The 18,753-nt window shown below is 45.7% G+C and carries 17 protein-coding genes; 14 read left to right on the top strand and 3 right to left on the bottom strand.

The window, feature by feature from the left end:
• Window positions 1-15: 15 nt before the first annotated feature.
• The 11 genes from ACMQ5W_RS12430 to ACMQ5W_RS12380 all read left to right on the top strand — a co-directional run bounded on the left by ACMQ5W_RS12430 (window position 16) and on the right by ACMQ5W_RS12380 (window position 14,154).
• Window positions 16-1,428, top strand: a complete 1,413-nt coding sequence (locus tag ACMQ5W_RS12430) for an amino acid permease (protein WP_419025440.1) — start codon at window positions 16-18, stop codon at window positions 1,426-1,428.
• A 396-nt stretch (window positions 1,429-1,824) separates the two neighbouring features.
• Window positions 1,825-3,150 (top strand): Sapep family Mn(2+)-dependent dipeptidase, encoded by a 1,326-nt coding sequence (locus tag ACMQ5W_RS12425; protein WP_419025439.1) that lies wholly within the window; start codon window positions 1,825-1,827, stop codon window positions 3,148-3,150.
• A gap of 110 nt (window positions 3,151-3,260) precedes the next feature.
• Entirely contained in the window at window positions 3,261-3,590 is a 330-nt protein-coding gene (locus ACMQ5W_RS12420) for a DUF3870 domain-containing protein (RefSeq protein WP_148494418.1), read from the top strand.
• Window positions 3,591-3,879: 289 nt separating this feature from the next.
• Entirely contained in the window at window positions 3,880-4,650 is a 771-nt protein-coding gene (locus ACMQ5W_RS12415) for a serine hydrolase (protein WP_419025438.1), read from the top strand.
• Window positions 4,651-4,870: 220 nt separating this feature from the next.
• Complete coding sequence (locus tag ACMQ5W_RS12410) at window positions 4,871-6,820, top strand: OPT family oligopeptide transporter (protein WP_148494414.1); 1,950 nt, start codon at window positions 4,871-4,873, stop codon at window positions 6,818-6,820.
• Between the two features lie 26 nt (window positions 6,821-6,846).
• A complete protein-coding gene (locus ACMQ5W_RS12405; protein ID WP_419025437.1) occupies window positions 6,847-7,935 on the top strand; it encodes a dipeptide epimerase in 1,089 nt (362 codons plus the stop codon).
• Window positions 7,936-8,139: 204 nt separating this feature from the next.
• On the top strand, window positions 8,140-8,841 hold the full coding sequence (locus tag ACMQ5W_RS12400) for a FadR/GntR family transcriptional regulator (protein ID WP_419025436.1): 702 nt from the start codon (window positions 8,140-8,142) through the stop codon (window positions 8,839-8,841).
• A 127-nt stretch (window positions 8,842-8,968) separates the two neighbouring features.
• Window positions 8,969-10,705, top strand: coding sequence for a M28 family peptidase (locus tag ACMQ5W_RS12395; protein WP_419025435.1), 1,737 nt, complete (start codon window positions 8,969-8,971; stop codon window positions 10,703-10,705).
• Between the two features lie 22 nt (window positions 10,706-10,727).
• A complete protein-coding gene (locus tag ACMQ5W_RS12390) occupies window positions 10,728-12,284 on the top strand; it encodes an alanine/glycine:cation symporter family protein (protein ID WP_419025434.1) in 1,557 nt (518 codons plus the stop codon).
• A 6-nt stretch (window positions 12,285-12,290) separates the two neighbouring features.
• Complete coding sequence (locus ACMQ5W_RS12385; RefSeq protein WP_419025433.1) at window positions 12,291-13,013, top strand: aspartate/glutamate racemase family protein; 723 nt, start codon at window positions 12,291-12,293, stop codon at window positions 13,011-13,013.
• Window positions 13,000-14,154 (top strand): M20 family metallopeptidase, encoded by a 1,155-nt coding sequence (locus ACMQ5W_RS12380; protein ID WP_419025432.1) that lies wholly within the window; start codon window positions 13,000-13,002, stop codon window positions 14,152-14,154. The genes ACMQ5W_RS12385 and ACMQ5W_RS12380 overlap by 14 nt, the downstream gene beginning before the upstream one ends.
• 14 nt (window positions 14,155-14,168) lie before the next feature.
• Here the strand turns inward: ACMQ5W_RS12380 and ACMQ5W_RS12375 are convergent, their stop codons facing one another.
• Genes ACMQ5W_RS12375 through ACMQ5W_RS12365 form a run of 3 tightly spaced genes read right to left on the bottom strand, consistent with a single transcriptional unit; the run spans window position 14,169 to window position 15,967 of the window.
• Window positions 14,169-15,203, bottom strand: a complete 1,035-nt coding sequence (locus tag ACMQ5W_RS12375; protein WP_419025431.1) for a DUF2804 domain-containing protein — start codon at window positions 15,201-15,203, stop codon at window positions 14,169-14,171.
• A 14-nt stretch (window positions 15,204-15,217) separates the two neighbouring features.
• On the bottom strand, window positions 15,218-15,568 hold the full coding sequence (locus tag ACMQ5W_RS12370; RefSeq protein WP_419025430.1) for a hypothetical protein: 351 nt from the start codon (window positions 15,566-15,568) through the stop codon (window positions 15,218-15,220).
• A 30-nt stretch (window positions 15,569-15,598) separates the two neighbouring features.
• Window positions 15,599-15,967 carry a YkvA family protein gene (locus ACMQ5W_RS12365; RefSeq protein ID WP_419025429.1) on the bottom strand — a complete coding sequence of 123 codons (369 nt, stop codon included), beginning with the start codon at window positions 15,965-15,967 and terminating at the stop codon, window positions 15,599-15,601.
• A gap of 114 nt (window positions 15,968-16,081) precedes the next feature.
• Here ACMQ5W_RS12365 and ACMQ5W_RS12360 point away from each other — a divergent pair, with 114 nt between their 5' ends.
• From ACMQ5W_RS12360 to ACMQ5W_RS12350, 3 genes are all read left to right on the top strand, one after another.
• Complete coding sequence (locus ACMQ5W_RS12360) at window positions 16,082-16,963, top strand: deoxyribonuclease IV (protein WP_419025428.1); 882 nt, start codon at window positions 16,082-16,084, stop codon at window positions 16,961-16,963.
• Window positions 16,953-18,023, top strand: a complete 1,071-nt coding sequence (buk, locus tag ACMQ5W_RS12355) for a butyrate kinase (RefSeq protein ID WP_419025427.1) — start codon at window positions 16,953-16,955, stop codon at window positions 18,021-18,023. The genes ACMQ5W_RS12360 and buk overlap by 11 nt, the downstream gene beginning before the upstream one ends.
• A gap of 95 nt (window positions 18,024-18,118) precedes the next feature.
• Complete coding sequence (locus ACMQ5W_RS12350) at window positions 18,119-18,727, top strand: hypothetical protein (protein ID WP_148494820.1); 609 nt, start codon at window positions 18,119-18,121, stop codon at window positions 18,725-18,727.
• Window positions 18,728-18,753 lie beyond the last annotated feature (26 nt).

The raw sequence follows: 18,753 nt of genomic DNA, 5'->3' as shown, positions 1-18,753 counted from the left end.
CAGGAGGTGAAAAAAATGAACGAGAAAAGGACTTCAGTAGAGAGGGTCATGGAGGCCAGCACAGGGCTCAAGCGCACGATGAAAACAAAAGCGGCTATTATGGTTGGCGTAGGCAGCACGATCGGCACGGGTTTATTCTTAAGTTCTGGAGATGTTATCTCCAGTGCCGGGCCGGGCGGAGCGATTGTCGCATACCTAATTGGCGGCTTTATCGCATGGCTGATGACGTCTTGCCTGGGGGAGATGTCGGCAGCTATGCCTGTTTCGGGAAGCCTGCAGGCATATTCTACGGAATTTATCGGACCGGCCATGGGTTTTACCATCGGATGGGTCAACTGGATTGGCGCTGCGGCTACGATTACTGCGCAGATTGTTGCGGCTGCGATTATTATGCAGGATATCATACCAGGCACGCCGACTTGGTTATGGATTGTCGTATTTTCTTTATTATTGTTCGGTGTTAATTTCTTTAATGCGAAAGCATTTGGTAATATCTCTTTCTGGGTATCCAGCTTAAAGATGGTTCTAGTGGTCGTATTTATCATCATCGGCATTGCGATGATATTCGGCGCTGCTGGCGGAGAAGCCGTAGGGTTAAGGAATTATACGGGAAATGGCGGACTCTTTCCCATGGGTATTGCGGGAATCGGCGCAGTCATTTTGACATCATTTTACGCATATGCAGGAACGGAGATGGTAGCATCTACTGCAGGCGAAATTGAAAACGAAAAGGATATGCCTAAGGCAATCAATTTGACAATCGTGATTTTGATTGCAGCGACGGTATTGAGTATTGCCATTGTTGCGGCCCTTCTTCCTTGGGACCAGGCGTCAGTGCTAGGCAGCCCCTTTGTTTATGTCTTCAGAAACGCAGGGCTAAAAAGCGCGGCGCTTATTGTAAATGTAATCGTATTGACTTCCGCTCTGACGTCCGGCAACTATTTTGTCTATGCCTGCAGCAGATATCTGTGGTCCATGGCGAAGTTCCAGCAAGCGCCAAAAATCTGTGCGAAGACCAGCAAAAGCGGCGTTCCTGTGGTTGCGTTGACCATCAGTATGCTCTTTGCAATGGTTGGGATCATTGCAGAATTTGTTGCCCAAGATACTGTCTATCTGTTCCTTGTTTACTTCATTGGAGGAGGCAATATTTTCATGTATTCCGTCATCTGCATCTGTCAATACAGATTTAGAAAGAGATATCTGGCAGAAGGCGGTCGGTTGGAAGACCTGAACTTTAAGGTGGCTTCTTGCCCGCTGGTTCCGATTCTGGGGGTCTTGGCCTTTGCAGCAATGCTGGTCGTTACATTGCTTGATCCGAACGAGGCAGTGGCTATTTACGTCTGCGCGCCGTGCTATCTGGCAATCTACATCGTATCAAGAATCTATACGAAGAAAAAAGGCGTCGCTGCGGTTAATCTTGATATTTAGGAAAAAAGATAGACAATTTGGACAATTGGTATTATAATGAGTTCATGATCTTACGGCGTAGCCGCAAGGTAGAACTCATTGAAGCATGTTCCCCCGAATCTAAATTCAGAGGAATACACCTGTTATAATGAGTTCATGATCCTACGGCGTAGCCGCAAGGTAGAACTCATTGAAGCATGTGCCCCGAATCTAAATTCAGAGGAAGGCACCTGTTATAATGAGTTCATAACAAAGTTGCTGAACACTTATTTATTTAGACGCGTACAGCAGTTCAACGTAAATGAGGCCGGGCATGACATTTTTGTCGTGTCCGTTTTTAATACCTAAGAATGTATACTACAAATGGTCGTCTACTGTGGACGACATTTAATCTTGACTAGTTGGGGGACTAGAAATATGTTAGAAGAATATATTGACCAGCAGAAGATGATCGAAAAACTACAAGCGTGTATTGCAATCAGAAGTGTCAAAAGCAAAGCTGAGCCGGGAATGCCCTACGGCAGGGAAGTGTACCGCGCTTTGGAATATATGTTGAACTTGGCAGCAGAAATGGGATTTCGGATTGCTAATATAGATGGACACGTAGGTTATGCGGAATATGGAGAGGGCGACGAGATGATCGCCGTTCTCGGACATCTTGATATTGTGCCAGAAGGCGATGGGTGGACCTATCCTCCTTTTGAAGGACGGGTAGCAGACGGAAAAATATTCGGACGAGGAACTACCGATGACAAGGGTCCGCTCATCGCTTCCCTCTTTGCGCTGAAGGCAATAAAGGATGCCGGTATCAAATTGAAACGCAGAATCCGTATCATCTTTGGAACAGATGAAGAATCGGGCAGCCACGATATGATCAGATATAAAGAGACAGAAGAACTACCGGTTATGGCATTTACCCCGGACGCAGATTACCCAGTTATCTTTTCTGAAAAACGGCTGGTCAATCTTAAACTGACCCGAAACCTGCAGGCAGATTCAACAAAGTGGACCTTGGCAATGGCGAAGGGAGGAAACGTGGTGAACCAAGTGCCTGACAGTGCGCAGCTGCTTCTCCAAAGAGGTGAGGAACAGATTCATCTGCAGGGAAAAGGTATGGCCGCCCATGGAAGTGCCCCCGAAATCGGTGAAAATGCCATTGACGATTTAATGAAGAAGTTAACGCAACATTGCTGTTTTGCTGAATGTTCGGAAACGCTGAAAGCCTTTGCTGCATTCTATATGGAGCATCTGTATGACAGCTCGGATGGCAGCGGCTTTGATATCTACTGTAATGACAGAGAATTGGGCAGCAGTACGTTTAATACTGGGCTGCTCCATGGAGATGAAGAAAAAATACAGTTGACTTTGGACTGCCGCTTTCCAGCATCCCTAGACGCAGAAGTGCCTCTGCAGAAAATGAAGGAGGCGGGAGCAAAGGCCTCTATTCTAGTTGAAGTTGTGAAAAATAAACCGGGCCTGTACATGCCCAAAGATCATCCATTAGTAGAGACTCTGCAAGAGGTCTATGAAGTGGAAACAGGAGAACGCTGTGAACCGATTGCCATCGGAGGAGGCACTTATGCGAAGGCACTGCCAAATACAGTGGCTTTTGGACCGATCTTCCCCGGCTGCCAGAACCGAATTCATGAAACAGACGAGTTTATCACCGTCGACGAGCTGATGATGGATGCCGGTATGATTGCCAGAGCCATGTGCCAGCTGGCAGGGAGTGGGTCCCGGTAAGTATACACGGCTAATTTTGTCGCATTTTGTAGACAATAAACAATATCTATGCTATATTATGTATAAATAGTATGTAACAACTTTGCGCATAGAATAGGAGAATGACTGCGATGTATGATGAGAACACAGTGTACGTCATCGGTCACGGAAAGACCAGCTGTGATAACGCCATAACTAGCAGATTCAATATTTTCTTTATCGGATTTGTTGTGGATACCAGGGACGACCGCATTGTTGATTTGGAATGCACCGCAACCATTGACATTACCAACAGGTTCGTCAAAGATATATTCAGCGGCGGTACTTTGGGTCGTTATGACGAGAAGCTGATCGAGACGGTTAAGCGCAGATATTTCGGTTCATCCCAGAAAGCGATTATTACGGCTTACAAAGATGCGGTCAAGAAATATCAGTTAGTGAAAGAAGAATATTATCTCTAAGCTGCTTTATTCAGTTTAGTTGCAGTCGATAACCAAGACTGCGATACCACGAATGAAATCCAGCATGAAACAAAGAGTCTTTTCGCTTTGTTTTGTGCTGTTTTTTTGTTTAATAGGAAATATCGATTTCCTACTAAACAAAAAGGGGTGTGCAGAGGGGACCCCTCGCCGCCCTCAGGAGGGTGCTCAGCTTGCGTAGCAAGCGCCGAAGGGAACCTAGGGTTCCCTAGCGGAGTGGCGCAGCCGCTTTTTTGTTTCTAGCAACGCTTTATCACAGTGGAGGTATAACATGTTAAAAGAGCAATTGATTGCATATCTAAAAAAAGAGAACGTACAGGGTGCTTTTCTGATCAAAGACCTGTCAGACGGAGAAACTTTATGCCACAATGAGTGTTTAAAAGTCCCGTCTGCCAGCTTAATTAAGATGTACATTCTTGTTGAAGCGTTCCGATGCATCAAAATCGGTTCTCTCACTTTGGACAAAGAGATAGCGGTCAAGAAGGAAGACCTGGTAGATTTCAGCGTTTTGCAGTTTTTGCGGCCGAGACTTTACAGTCTGGAAGAGCTGCTGCGCCTGATGGTGGTTTACAGCGATAATACAGCAACCAACGTGCTTGTGGATTATTTCGGTATGGCATCTCTTAATGAACTGATGCAGCAAATCGGATGCAGGACCTCTGTCATTCAGAGAAAGATGATGGATTTTGCAGCCGCAGAAGAGGGAAGACAGAATTATACTTCTGTAATGGATATGACTAGCCTGCTTGAACGCTTATATCAGGGAAGCCTGCTGGGACAGCCCTTTGATGCGCAAATGCTCGACATTATGAAGGGCCAAGCTGATGAGGAAGCCATGCGTCGTGATTTGCCTGATGAACTTGTCATTGCCCGCAAAAGCGGAGAGTTGGACGCGTTGGACCACGATATTGCTATCGTCTACACAGAAAAGCGAAATTATATTTACGTATTTTTTTCCTGGGAAACGGGCGATAACAACTGCGGCCGTAAAGTCTTAGCAGAGACTTCAAAGCTGGTCTTCGACTATTTCCAAGGTAAGTAATTATATACGACTAAATCCCTCCAATCGTGGTTCGCACAAAGCGCTCGCACTCTTGGGGATTTAAAGCATAAGGCCTTCCATCAATTCCTTACAGAAATTGTGGCAAGCGCCATTATACGACTAGCGTCTTGCCGCTCGCACTGTTTGCGGGACGCTAAAGCATAAGGCCTTCCACCAATTTCTTGCAGAAATTGTGGCAAGCGCCATTAGGAGGTACAAAATGGAAAACAAGGAAACCAAAAGAACGGCGAACTTTTCCGCAAACGTCAGCGGAGATGAGTATCAGCCATATGTTCCTGCTACAGAGAACATAAAAGAATTTACCGTGCGTGCCATTGTGATCGGATGCATTTTGGCCTGTCTTTTTGGAGCGGCTAACGCATACTTGGCGATGAAAATCGGTATGACCATCTGTGCATCGATTCCGGCGGCGGTCATCGGTATGGCAGCGCTGAAGTGCTTCAAGAACGGAACGGTGCTGGAGAACAACATCATTCAGACTGTGGGATCATCCGGAGAAGCTTTGGCGGCAGGTGTCGCATTTACCCTGCCGGCGCTGCTTTTGATGAATCTGGACATCAAAATCGTTACAATTTTTGCTATTTCAGCACTGGGCGGGCTGCTAGGATGTCTGCTGATGGTGCCTCTGCGCAAGTTCCTGATAAAGGACGAACACGGCAAACTGCCGTACCCAGAAGGAACCGCTTGTGCAGAAGTCGTGGTAGCTGGTAAAGAAGGCGGAACCACGTCGAAGATGCTCTTTAAATCATTGGGAATCGGTGCGGGCTTTAAATTCCTCACCAATGGGCTATGTATTTTTCCAGAGGAGCTTGACGTGCCATTTAAAGGCTTGCTCAAAGGAGGCAGCGTAGGACTTGACGTCTATCCGTCCCTTCTGGGCGCAGGTTTCCTAGTTGGACCGAGAATTGCAGCCATGTCCCTGGCCGGTTCTGTTATCGGCTGGTTTGTCATTCTGCCTACCATTTACTTTATCGGACAGTATGCGCCAGAGGCGATTGGCCTGGCTGATCTGCCGATCTCTCAGTTAGATCACTGGGATCTGTGGACTTATTACTTGAAGTATATCGGTATAGGGTCTGTTGTCATGGGCGGCTTTATCAGCCTGTTCAAAGCAGCTCCGATTATCTACAAATCCTTTAAAGGCACCTTTGCAGCTTACAAGCTGAAGGAAAGTGAAGTAAAGAGAACTGACAGAAACATCGCTAAAAATGTTCTGGTCATCGGTATCATCGTGATTCTCGCTATCATCGCATTTTTGCCAGTATTCCCAAGTGTCCTGGCTGGAAGCATCGGTGCAATTCTGGTCTTGATATTTGGATTTATCTTCGTGGCCGTATCAGCTCACCTGGTAGGCTATGTGGGTAGTTCCTCCAACCCAATTGTGGCAATGGCTATTGGCGGCTTGTTAGTAACTGCCATTTTGTTCAGAACCATGGGCTTTAACGGAACCAGCGGTACAATCGCGACAGTCGTTGTAGGGTCAATTATCTGCATCGCCATCGGCGTCTCCGGTGATATGGCACAGGATTTAAAGACAGGTTTTCTCTTAGGAGCTACACCAAAGAAGCAGCAGTATGGCCAGATGATCGGCGTTTTGACTTCCGCTCTGGTCATGGGTGCAGTCATCATCATGCTCAATAATGTCTATACTATCGGCAGCAAAGATTTGGCAGCACCGCATGCTACTATGATCAAGTCTCTTGCAGAAGGTGTCATGTCAGGTAATCTGCCTTGGGCTCTGATTTTGATCGGCATGGGTATCGCTGTTGCCGTATGGCTCATGGGCGGTTCCGTACTGCCGTTCTCCGTAGGACTTTATCTGCCGATTCACCTCAGCGTAACCATGATGATCGGCGGCGCAATCAGAGGCATCGTGGACAGCAAGAAGTCTTACAGCGAAGGTACAAGAGCGAAGAAAATTGAGAAGGGCACCATGTATGCGTCTGGCTATATTGCAGGCGATGCTTTGATGGGTGTACTGGCAACTTTCCTGATTTACATCGGAACGGGCGTAGATACTTGGATTTCTGGAACCGATAACGCATGGGTATCCTTCGCATTCTTCTTGCTTGTCATCGGTTATTTCTGTTATGAGGTATTCAGCAACAGAGATGAAGATAAGCTGGAAGGCAGAGATTTGATGATGTAAATATTACATAAGAGGAGTAAACCAAAATGAAAATAGAATCGGTAGAGCTGAAGCGTGTCAGCATTCCCCTGAAAAAGCCGTTTAAAACAGCGCTGCGCAGGGTGGATACAGCGGAGAACATTATCGTAGTAATGACTGCTGACGATGGGACTCGGGGTTATGGAGAAGCCCCGCCCACTGCAGCAATTACCGGCGACACCAATGAGACGATTACTTCTGCCATCAAAGAGTTTATTGCTCCAGCAATTACAGGGCTTGACATCGAAAACTTGGACGAAGTCATGTACCGCCTGCAGCATTCCGTTGAAGGAAATACTAGTCCAAAAGCTGCCTGCGATATGGCAGTCTACGATCTGTGGAGCAAGCACTATGGGCAGCCGCTGTATAAGCTGCTTGGCGGATATAGAAAAGATCTGGAAACAGATTTGACAATCAGTATCAACGAGCCGGAGGAGATGAGGCGTGACGCTCTTGCCGCGATTGGCCAGGGATTCCATGCTCTGAAGCTGAAGGTGGGTATCGACTCTGACTTGGACATTGAGAGAGTGAGAACCATTCGGGAAGCTGCAGGTCCAGACATCAAATTGCGCCTAGACGCAAATCAAGGTTGGACACCCGAAGAAGCTATCCGTACTATCCGAAGATTTGAAGACTTGGGCCTGGATATTGAATTCGTGGAACAGCCGGTGAAAGCACGTGATTTTGCAGGACTGAAGAAGGTCCATGACAATGTAAGCACCAGAATCATGGCTGATGAGAGTATGTTTTCGCCAGCAGATGCTATTGAGCTGCTTCACATGGAGGCAGTGGATCTGATCAATATCAAGCTGATGAAATGTGCGGGAATTCATAATGCTTTGAAGATTGCTGGCATTGCTGAGACCTATGGAGTAGAGTGCATGCTGGGCTGCATGATTGAGAGTAAAGTCAGTCTCACTGCTGCCGCACACCTAGCAGCAGCAAAGAAAAATATCACCCGCGTTGACTTAGATGCGGCAATCCTGTTGGCAGAAGACCCCGTACAAGGTGGTTTTAAAAAAGAAATCCCGCATTTTTTTGTCACCGATGCGCCTGGACTTGGCATTACAGGCATCGAGGGACTGATGGAGTTATAAAAGTGAAGTGGCGCCGCTCTTTGGCATGAATCTCATCCAACAGAGGCGGGTCTTGATGTCACGTTTTTAGCAACATAAAAAGAGAACTTGGATGAGTTCTCTTTTTAATTGATAGGAAATGGTAAAAAAGAATATACATGTTTGAACAATGGTAGGTTTTATGGTATATTAATTCTGTAAATAAGAACAACGGAGGCATTTTGATTGAGGAATATTGGCGGAAGACCCTCGAGGACATTATTATATGAGGATGTAGTAAATGATTTATATACTTTGATCGATGAAAGCCAGCTGCAGCCCGGAGACAAGCTGCCACCGGAACGGGAGCTGACCGAAAAGCTTGGCATCAGCAGAAACGTGCTTAGAGAAGCATTTCATGTACTAGAGAGCAGGGGCATTATCAATTCACATCAGGGAAAAGGTAGGTTTTTGAGAGTCATGCCCAAGGCGGGTGACATGACAACGAAATATGAAAGCCTTAGCAAAAACTTAGAAAGATGCTCCATGATAGAGGCTTACGAAGTTAGACAAGTATTAGAAATGAAAGCTGTAGAACTGATTGTTAGAAATGCCAGCGAAGACGATATCGATGACCTAGAAAAAGCCTGCAGAGAGTTAGAAGTAATATTTGAAGAGACAAGGCGTACAGTTGGAGAATTTGAACTGCATAGACTCTATGCGAAGAAAACAAAAAGTCTGTTCATGGAACAGACAATGGAGATTGTTTTATCCAGCATCTTAGATATGATGCACAGTAGATTTCACGATGTACTGGATATACATAATCCCAAAAAAGAAATTGACTCTCATAAGCAAATTATTTCTGCAATTAGGGAACGAGACGCAGAGGCGGCAAAACAACTGATGTTTCAACATATTCAAGATACGATGGATATGTTGCAGTAGCATCTGTTTAATGATCAGAACAAATATGTAATTGACAAATAGCACCTTTGAGTGCTATTATGTTTGTACAAATTGGGTGACCAAGTAACCAAGAGAACAAAAAACTAAGCATGTAAAAGGAGGAGACATGGAAGATCTGAAAAAAATATTAGAAGAAATCAGTCTGGACCAAATGATGGACAGGATTCACTACATGACAGAGAATTTCCCCTACAGACTTTCGGGCAGCGAAACGGAGGAAAAAGCTGCACGGTATGTAACGAATGTCATGGAATCCTATGGCATGGAAGCAGAGACGCTGGAGTTTGATGCATACAACAGCACCCCTATGGAGTCGAAGGTTGAGATTATTTCACCTGAAAAGTTTCAAATCGACAGTCTGCCTTGCGGACACATTCGATCGACAGGAAAGGATGGCAGGGATTTTGAAATTGTATATGTAGCTGACGGATCTATTTCTGCCTATGAGGGAAAGGATGTTCGGGGCAAGATGGTGCTTGTGGAAGTCTCCTATGCACCGCCAGTGCCGGAAAAGGCTTATATTGCTGCACAGATGGGCGCTGCCGGGATAATGTGTATGAACTGGGGGAACGATGAAGAGGTAATCTGCCATAGAGCCTTAAAATCTGTATGGGGAAACCCTACACCCCAATCTCTGAAAGAAATGCCCGATTTGATAGGTGTGGGGATTACGAGGCACGCTGGTCTTCGCATCAAAGGATTATGCCAAAGGGGAGAAAAAGTGATTGCAAAAGTCACTGCCATTGCCGATAGAAAGTGGTCAAAAGTGCGGCAGCCTTATGGCATTATTCGAGGAAATGGCGAGAGTGATGAATTTATGTTGGTTGCATCACACCTGGATGCATGGCAGCCAGGTGTGACTTGCAATGCGACAGGCAATGCGACGACTTTAGAACTCTGTCGGGTGCTGACCAGACACAGAGAACAACTCAAACGCGATATTCACGTGGTATTCTGGAACGGACATGAGATTGCAGAGGCAGCCGGCTCCACCTGGTTCTTAGATCACTATTGGGATTTGCTGAATAAAAAGTGTATTGCGTACATGCACATCGATTCCACGGGCGTGGCATTGACAAAAAAGCTAGAGATTAAATCATCGGATGAACTCTATTCCTTTGCTCGCAATAACGTAAAGCAGATGAAAGAGGAGAACCTGCGAATCATGACCTTGAAGAAGATTGGCGATCAAAGCTTTATGGGCATCGGTATTCCCTCGCTTTGCCAGAGGATTTCCTTTACGGAGGAGGATATGGAGAAAGCTCATGGAGCGACCTTAGGATGGTGGAACCATACTAAAGAAGACGGTATCGATAAGTGCGATCCGCAGATTCTATATCAAGATACGCTGATTCATGCTGAATTTGTTTACAACTTCGTCAACAGCGACCTATTGCCTTACGATTTTAGACGGAAGTTTGATCAGATAGAAAAGAATCTTTATCCTCTGGCAGAGGCGTATCAGGAAAAAGTGGATTTTACCGATGTGCTGGCCAATCTAAAAGAGGCGAAAGAACTGGTCTTGGGGATTCAGAATAATAGCGCCAGCCTTGCTCCGTCGAAAAGGAGTGATTACAATGAGTTTGTTAAGATTGTATCCCGCAGTTTGACAAATATCTTTCAGACTTATGGATCAAAATTTGACCAGGACCGTTATGGGCACACAAATTTAACAGAACCGATCCCACTCCTTGCGGAAATCAAACAGTTAGATAAGCTGGAACCCTCATCTCTGGAGTACGGATTAATTGAAACGTTAGTAGTAAGAAATAAAAATAGAATTACAGACGGGCTGAAGACGGTAATTGATTTTGGCAAAGTGTACAAAAAGGTGCTTCTGTAAAGAATGAAGAAAGGAGTTACAAATGGAACATGTATTAAGTATCGTCAACGATTTCTTTGGAAATTTTCTGGCAATCAGCAACTACCTGTGGGCCTTTCCTACCCAATACGGCTGGTGGAGCAATATTCCAATTTTAGGACAGTTCACACTTCCCGTAATCATGTTATTTTCGGCGGGAATCATCTTTACGCTGCGATCAAAATTTGTCCAGATTCGCTATTTCAAAAAAGGCATTAAAATTTTGACAAAGAAAAAAACTGCAGAAATCGGCGTCAGCCCTTTTGCCTCGTTCATGTTGTCTGCCGCAATGCGCATCGGCGCCGGAAATATCGTAGGTGTTACAGGAGCCATTGCTGTCGGCGGACCGGGTGCGCTGTTCTGGATGTGGTTTTCAGCTTTCCTGGGTATGGCGACCTCCTTTATTGAAGCGACGCTGTCACAGATATTCAAGGAACAGAAAAATGACGAGTATGTAGGAGGCTTGACTCATTACGCGGAAAAGATTTATCAGAATCGCCACTGGGTCGGCGTCGCAATTGGTGTTGCATTCATTCTCTATAGAATGCTCAGTATGCCAGTACATACCTTTCACCTGTTCACCTCTGCGGGCACTATTGTTACGACTCTGACAGGACATCCGGCGGAGCGGACTTCTGTTCTGTACTATTCTCTGGCAGTTTTAATCGTCATTACTCTTGCCATTGTCATTTTCGGCGGCATCAAACGTGTCACAAAGCTGACTGACAAGATGGTACCCGTCATGGCAATCGGCTACTCTGTATTAGTTATCTTTATCGTCGTCGTCAATATTGACAAATTACCGGTTTTCTTTGTTTCTGTATTCAAAGGTGCTTTTCGACCAGACGCTATCTTCGGCGGTATGTTCGGCGTAGCATTAATTCAGGGTATAAAAAGAGGTCTGCTCTCTAATGAGGCCGGTATGGGTACCACCACTATGGCGGCAGCCTCTGCTGATAACGACCACCCTTGTGAACAAGGCTTTATCCAATCTATTGCAGTTTTCCTGGACACGTTTATTATCTGTACTATGACGGGTTTTATGGTGACGATGGGCGCAATATGGTCTCATCCCGCTTATGACTGGGAGTCCATCTCCAATTCAATCATCGATGTATTTACGCAGTCAGTGGCAGTTCTGATGCCGGGAACCGCCTTCGACAACGCCGCTGTTGTCATCGTGTGTTTGGCCTATGGCTTCTTTGGATTTACAACCCTTTTGGGCGGTATCATCTTCTGTGAGATTTCGGCCAGCAAAATTTCCGGCAGTGCGAAGATGACAAAAGTAATCAGAATAATGAGTGTCTTTGTCATGGTACCGGCTGGGTGCCTCAGTGTGCTATCCGGCTTAGAACTGGGAAACATGTGGAGCATTTCGGATTTGATCAACGTAACGTTTATCTTTATCAACGTGCCGACCATTTTAATCGGTGGGAAAATCGCACTAAAAGCTCTGAAGGATTACGTGGATACCGAGGGTGAACCCTTTGTTTCTGAGCGAATCGGTATAGAAACCAGCATTTGGACAAAAGACTTTGCTAAATCCAAGAAAGGAGCGTGACCTAAAGTGATAAAGATAAAGGTCATTATCCCTAACAGCGGGATGGATAGAAATACTCTGACAGCGCGGGAAGAGATGCTTTCCCATGCTGTCTCTAAAGAAATACAGATTTCAGTGGATTGCATAAGACGGGGACCTGATGCCATTGAATCCCATACTGATGAGGTACTGGCCGCTGCGGAAGTGATTAAAGACTGCATCAGAGCAGAGGAGGAGGGCTTTGATGGAATCATTATCTATTGCTTTAGTGATTTGGCTATTGATGCTGTGCGGGAGAACGTATCTATTCCGGTTATTGGGCCGGGAGAGGTGACCCTGACGGCGGCTGGCTCACTTTCTAACCGCTTTACAGTAATCACGACGACAGAAGACAATATAGCTAGAACTTATCGCAGGCTGAAGGGCAGTGGATTAGCGGATAAAATGACCTCTGTCAGAGCGTTGAATATTCCGGTAGTAGAATTGAGGAGAAATCCGCAGGTTACGAAGGACTATCTGGATAAAGTGATCTGCGAAGCGATAGAACAGGAACCTATTGATGGGGTGGTGCTGGCATGTCTGGGCATGGCGGCATTCGGAGAGGAAATCGGAAAGAAGTACGGTATTACAATCTATGATCCGTCAACGTTGGCAGTAGCTTATGCAGAGACCAGTATACGTACCGGTCTGAGACATAACCAGAAGGTTTATCCAAAGTATAAGAAGGGAAAAGAATATGGACTACTTTGACTTTGCGATAGATTTGATGAAAAAAATGGTTTCCATTCCTAGTAATTCACAAGACGAGAAGGATATTGCCAGCTTCTTAGATACCTTGTTTCATGAGATGGGGCTTATAACTCATCTTCACCAGGTGAGGGAGAATAGTTATAACGTCATTGCAAAACTACAGGGACAGGGAGCGCCACGGAGAAAACTTCTCTTGGGTGGTCATATGGATACAGTAAAACCTGACAAAGGATGGGCTGACAATCCACTCATTGCTAGAGAAGAGGAAGGCCGATATTACGGATTGGGCTGCGGAGATATGAAAGGTGGGTTAGCTGCACAGATTACCGTACTCAAGAAACTCCTCGATGAGGGGGTTCCCTTTCAGGGAGAGATAGAAATAGTCTGCTTATGTGACGAGGAACGCCATTCCATAGGCGCAATTGAGTATGTAAACTGGACGCAGGAGCACCAGGAACAAATCGCAGACTTCGGTATTTTTGCTGAGCCCCATTACGATCATATCGTCGTTGGTGCTACAGGGAAAGCGCTGTTCAGAATAGAGGTGATCGGCAGTACATGCCATGGAGCGACACCAGAAAACGGCATCAATGCAGTTTCCTGTATGGCAAAATTGATTCAAGCTGTCGATGAAAGATATGGGAGCCTATATAAACAGAAAAAGGGAGCGTCGCACTGCGTATTACAGATTGAGAGCCCTTGGGAAGGTTACAGTCTCAGCGTGCCGGATCGATGCAGTTGTTTATTGAATAAACAGCTGGATAGCGGCGAAACGGCAGCAGACTTGATGACAGACCTTATGGATTTATATCAGCAAACTGTCGGTGAAGGAAGAATCAAAATCAGCAGAGAAATCCCCTACTACCCATCCTATGCTGTAGATTTGAAAAATAAAGACTTGGAACTGCTGGTGCAGACCGCAGGACGAGTGGGCGGTTTTGTCCCCTCGCTTCGCATTAATCAGAGCGTCAGCGACGGGAATATCCTGAACAAGGAACTCGGCATTCCAGTGGTTTTATTCGGTCCGCAAGGAGTGAATTTTCATAAGGCAGAGGAATATGTGGTAGCAGAAACCATTCGGAACTATATGTGTATATTGGAGGAATATATCAAACACTTCTTTAAAAAAGAGAACTCTTGACGAGTTCTCTTTTTTTACCACTTATTATATACTTTCTCAGCAAAACCCATCAAATTTTTCACCTGTATTTCAGTGCCGTCGTCGAGAACGGCTTTGCCGGAGAATCTGCCGAAGACCTGATGCTGATTGGAACGAATGAGAAGGACGTTGGAATCTGCATGACGATCGATAATTGGTTCAAAGTCCATTTCAAAGCGGCTATCACTGCTGGTGAACCTCCACGGCTTGAGATAGTCCTCCTTACCGTCCTGCCCGGTTGGAATGTGAAAGGTTACTTGGTCCAATTTGTGGGCTTTGTGATTATAAAAGAGCATGTTTTCTGTGGCGGCGGAGGTATCGCCGAAGCCGTAGCCGATGTTAAATCCAAATGGCACGCCGTCTGCAAGCCCGGAAGCGCTGCCCCAGTACCAGGTGTTTTTGTAGGTCCAGACGCCGCGGCCCCAGTCCAGCACGGCAAAGGAGGACGCAGGATCAAAGATATACTCCTGTCCATCAAAGTGAACGCTGCCCTTTGCTGTCATGCAGTTGATCTTCTGATTGAGATAGAAGTGATCAGGCGCTCCGGCAAAAGGAGTGACGATGACCATGGAGTCTCCTGGCGGCTCCGTCAATTCCAGGCGCCCTTCTATTGGTTTTCCTTTGCAGAAATTATCCATGCGGAAGGACAGGACTCTGGCTGAACCTTCTTTTTGAAAGGAAAGGACGTGGTGTCTGCCGCCGTGGGCCACGTTTCCAGATGCAGAAGTGGACGGAAACCCTACTTTGCCGCTGGTAAAAAAGGACATGGGACTAGTCGTCTGCTGCCAGGGAATTCTGAAATCCAAGAGGCTGATACTGTCCAGACCCATGTAAGAATTATCAGCGATCGTTAGCGCGATGCCATAGTCATCATTGCCGATATAGTAATAATCCCATTCTTTGATGCGCCAGGAAGGGGCTTTGATTGCCGACCTGTCGTAAACAGGAAGCAGAGATTTTGCGTAACCAGGTTCATTTAAATGGCCCTGCTGATTCAGCAGAGGAGCGGCTTTTGTGATTTCATGCTGCATAATCAGACCTCCTTTTATTCTTTCTTGTCGTCTTTTCTTCGTATGAATTCAACGAAGGCAAACAAAATTGATATTACAGTTAAACCGGCTACGATCAGTTCAGCCATGTTATTGGCGTAGTCGACTTGTTCCGGTTTCACGACTGCCAAAACCAGAAAATAGACGCACCAAAGCAGCCCCATGAGAAGCAACATAAATGTAAAGTATTTTAACACACCAGCAGCTTTGTTTATAAGCTTGTGCGTAGCGGCTACTTTTTTTTCTGAGTATTCTTTGCGGAAAAAAGTGGCTTTGATCCCACCGCAGAAAAAGCCGACGATTAGGCCTGCTGATAAAGCGATACAGATGTTTTGCATAGTATTCATAAAGCATTCTCCTCTTAAGCTTGAATTCATTTAAAACCAGATGGCTTTTATGATCAGACAGAGTAACAAAAGCCAGATTATCAGAATGGGGATTGCGTAGTACCATTTTTTGGGCTTGCCATCCGCCCACATGTTTTCAGCACATTTGCGATTCTGCTCCCACACCTGGCGGGGAATCAGTTTGATTGTTAACGCTGTCAATGCAGGCAGCAGAACAAGATCGTCTAAATATCCGAGAACAGGTATAAAGTCAGGTATGAGATCAATAGGGGAGAGGGCATATGCCACTGTAACCGCGGCGACAACTTTTGCTGCTACCGGCGTGTCTTTATCCTTTAAAGCTAAAAAAACGGTCGGAATATCCTGCTTCAGCTTTTTTGCATTTTCTTTTAAATTCATGGAATGTTTCCTCTCAATGATTCTAAGTCAATTATACACGAATTAACGCAGATGTCATGAAATTATTTTTCAAAGGCTTTGGAATTCTGTGATGAATGTAGTACAATATAGGCTATGGAAAAGAAAATAACAAACAAAATAGAAAATAAAAGATTATGCATTGGCTGCCATCTTTCCTCGGTGAAAGGGTTTGCAGCCATGGGAAAGAATGCATGCGATATCGACGCCAATACCTTCGCTTTTTTTACACGTAATCCAAGAGGAGGAAAGGCTAAGGAAATCGACGGGGAAGATGTAAAAAAACTGAGAATGATATTGGAGGAGAATCATTTTGGAAAATTGGTCGCGCATGCGCCATATACGTTGAACCCCTGTTCCGCCACCGAAAAAACGAGGAACTTTGCCCATATGGCCATGGAAGACGATATGAGAAGGATGGAATATCTTCCGGGCAACTATTACAATTTTCATCCCGGCAGTCATGTGGGGCAAGGTATAGAAAAGGGAATTGAATTGATCAGTGATCTGCTGAACGAAATCATCACGCCAGAGCAGTCAACTGTGATATTGCTGGAGACGATGTCGGGAAAGGGCAGTGAAGTGGGCAGCCGATTTGAAGAGCTGGCCGAAATTATTTCCCGGGTAAACCACGACGAAAAAATGGGTGTGTGCCTGGATACCTGTCACGTCAGTGATGCCGGCTACGATATTATAGGCGATTTGGACGGGGTGCTTGAGGAGTTTGATCAAGTGGTCGGACTTGACCGATTGAAGGCGCTGCATATCAACGACAGCATGAACGAAAGGGGCGCCCATAAGGATCGCCACGCCTGTATCGGCAGTGGACATCTGGGGCTCAAACCGATATTGCATGTGATTAATCATCCGAAACTGGCAGGGCTTCCTTGCATTTTGGAGACGCCGCAGGAGGATCTATCTGGTTATGGAAGAGAAATCAAAATGCTGCGAGAGGAGAGTGAGAGATATGAAGATTAGAGACATTCTGGTCATCAATCCAGGTTCTACATCGACGAAAATCGCCATTTATGCCAATCAGAATGAGGACGTGCTCTTTGAAGAAAATATCATTCACGACGAAGAAATCATCCTCTCTTTCCCCAATGTAGCATCGCAGAGAGAATACAGAAGAGAGATGATCCTACAGATGCTAGAAGAAGACGGCTATGATTTGACGAATCTTTCGGCAGTAGTCGGCAGAGGCGGCATGGTCTATGAACTTGCAGGTGGCGGGTACAGAGTAAACGAAAGACTCTGTGACAGACTGGCCAGTTCCGATATTCCGCAGCATGCATCCAGCCTGGGAGGACTTTTAGCTTACGCGATTGCAACACCTTTGGGATTGCCAGCATATATTTACGATTCCACCATGGGCTGTGATTTGTTAGATGTTGTGAAACTTACCGGGATTGCCGGGGTCGAAAAGTATGGTGCAACCCATCTTTTGAATTCGAGAGCGCAGGCCATCAAATATGCAGCTTCTATCGGCAGAGACTATAAGGATCTGCAGTTCATCGTCTGCCATATGGGTGGCGGTATTACTGCTAATGCCTGGAGAGATGGGAAAGTAATAGATACCGCGGCTTACGATGACGGCCCTATGGCCCCGGAGCGCTCCGGGGGTATCCCGCTTCTTCTCTTCAAAAAACTCTGTTTTGATGGCAGACACACTGAGAAGGATATGGAAGACCTAATCAGCGGAAAAGGGGGCATCTATTCTTATTTGGGAACGAAAGACTGCTTAGAAGTTGAAAACCGCATTGAGGGTGGGGATGATTATGCCAAACTAGTCTATGAGGCCATGGCTTTACAAGTGGCAAAGTCTGTAGCGGGACTATCTTGTGTTTTAAAAGGTCAGGTGGATGTGATTATCTTGACTGGCGGCATTGCCCGCTCAAAGATGTTGACCGACATGATTACAGAGTATTGCGGACATATCGGCAAAATTGAAGTCATGGCAGGAGAGGGTGAGATGGAAGCTCTGGCAGGCGGCACGTTGCGCATGCTGATGGGGGAGGAAATCGCAAAAGAGTACTAATCTATATTTTAACTATGCTTCACAAATAAAATGTGATAAAATAGATTTGTCAGAAAAATGCAAATTGGGAACAGAATATTAACGAGGTGAGTATTATGAACAGAGCTGTACAACTTATTTCAGAAAATATAGGCATTCAGCATGCCTTAGCAGAATATAAGAATTCACAATACATACCCGCGCCAGACTATCTAGTGGTATCTTTTCCGGTTCTGTCAGACGAAAAGGTTTCGGCAGACGCCTATCAGGAAACTCTCGAGGAAGCTTTTGAGAAAGTGGAAAAGATTGATACCTATGATAACCGATATTTTTATCGGGTTTCCGTACCGAAGGACGAAATTCTGGAGGCCTTTGAGAAATGCGCGGATAATGATATGCTCAACAAGTGGATCAACTATTTTGCCGTCAGGGGACTGAAAGGGGATGCCAACGAAAGAGATCGTATCAAATTATCTGCTAAACAAGAAGCGGCAGATATGACCGGCGATGAAGAGTGGGCGGAATTTGTCGGCTACATGAAAGCGGGGATTATGGCCAATGCGGGCAGATTCGGGCTTTCCGTACCGGGGTTCACCATTGAAGAGCTTCGCAATGACAAATATGCAGGCGCCCTGGCCAGGGCGTTCGAGTCGGTGACGATCATCATCTTTGATTACGAATGGAAGGATGTAGAAGTATTCTACAAGTCATTGGAGTTTAAATAATAAAAAAAGTAAAAAGGCCGTTCAGC

The sequence above is a fragment of the Emergencia sp. genome, assembly GCF_048465375.1.
In the GTDB taxonomy this organism is placed as follows: Bacteria; Bacillota; Clostridia; order Peptostreptococcales; family Anaerovoracaceae; genus Senimuribacter.
This window is presented reverse-complemented; position numbering and strand designations above follow the sequence as displayed.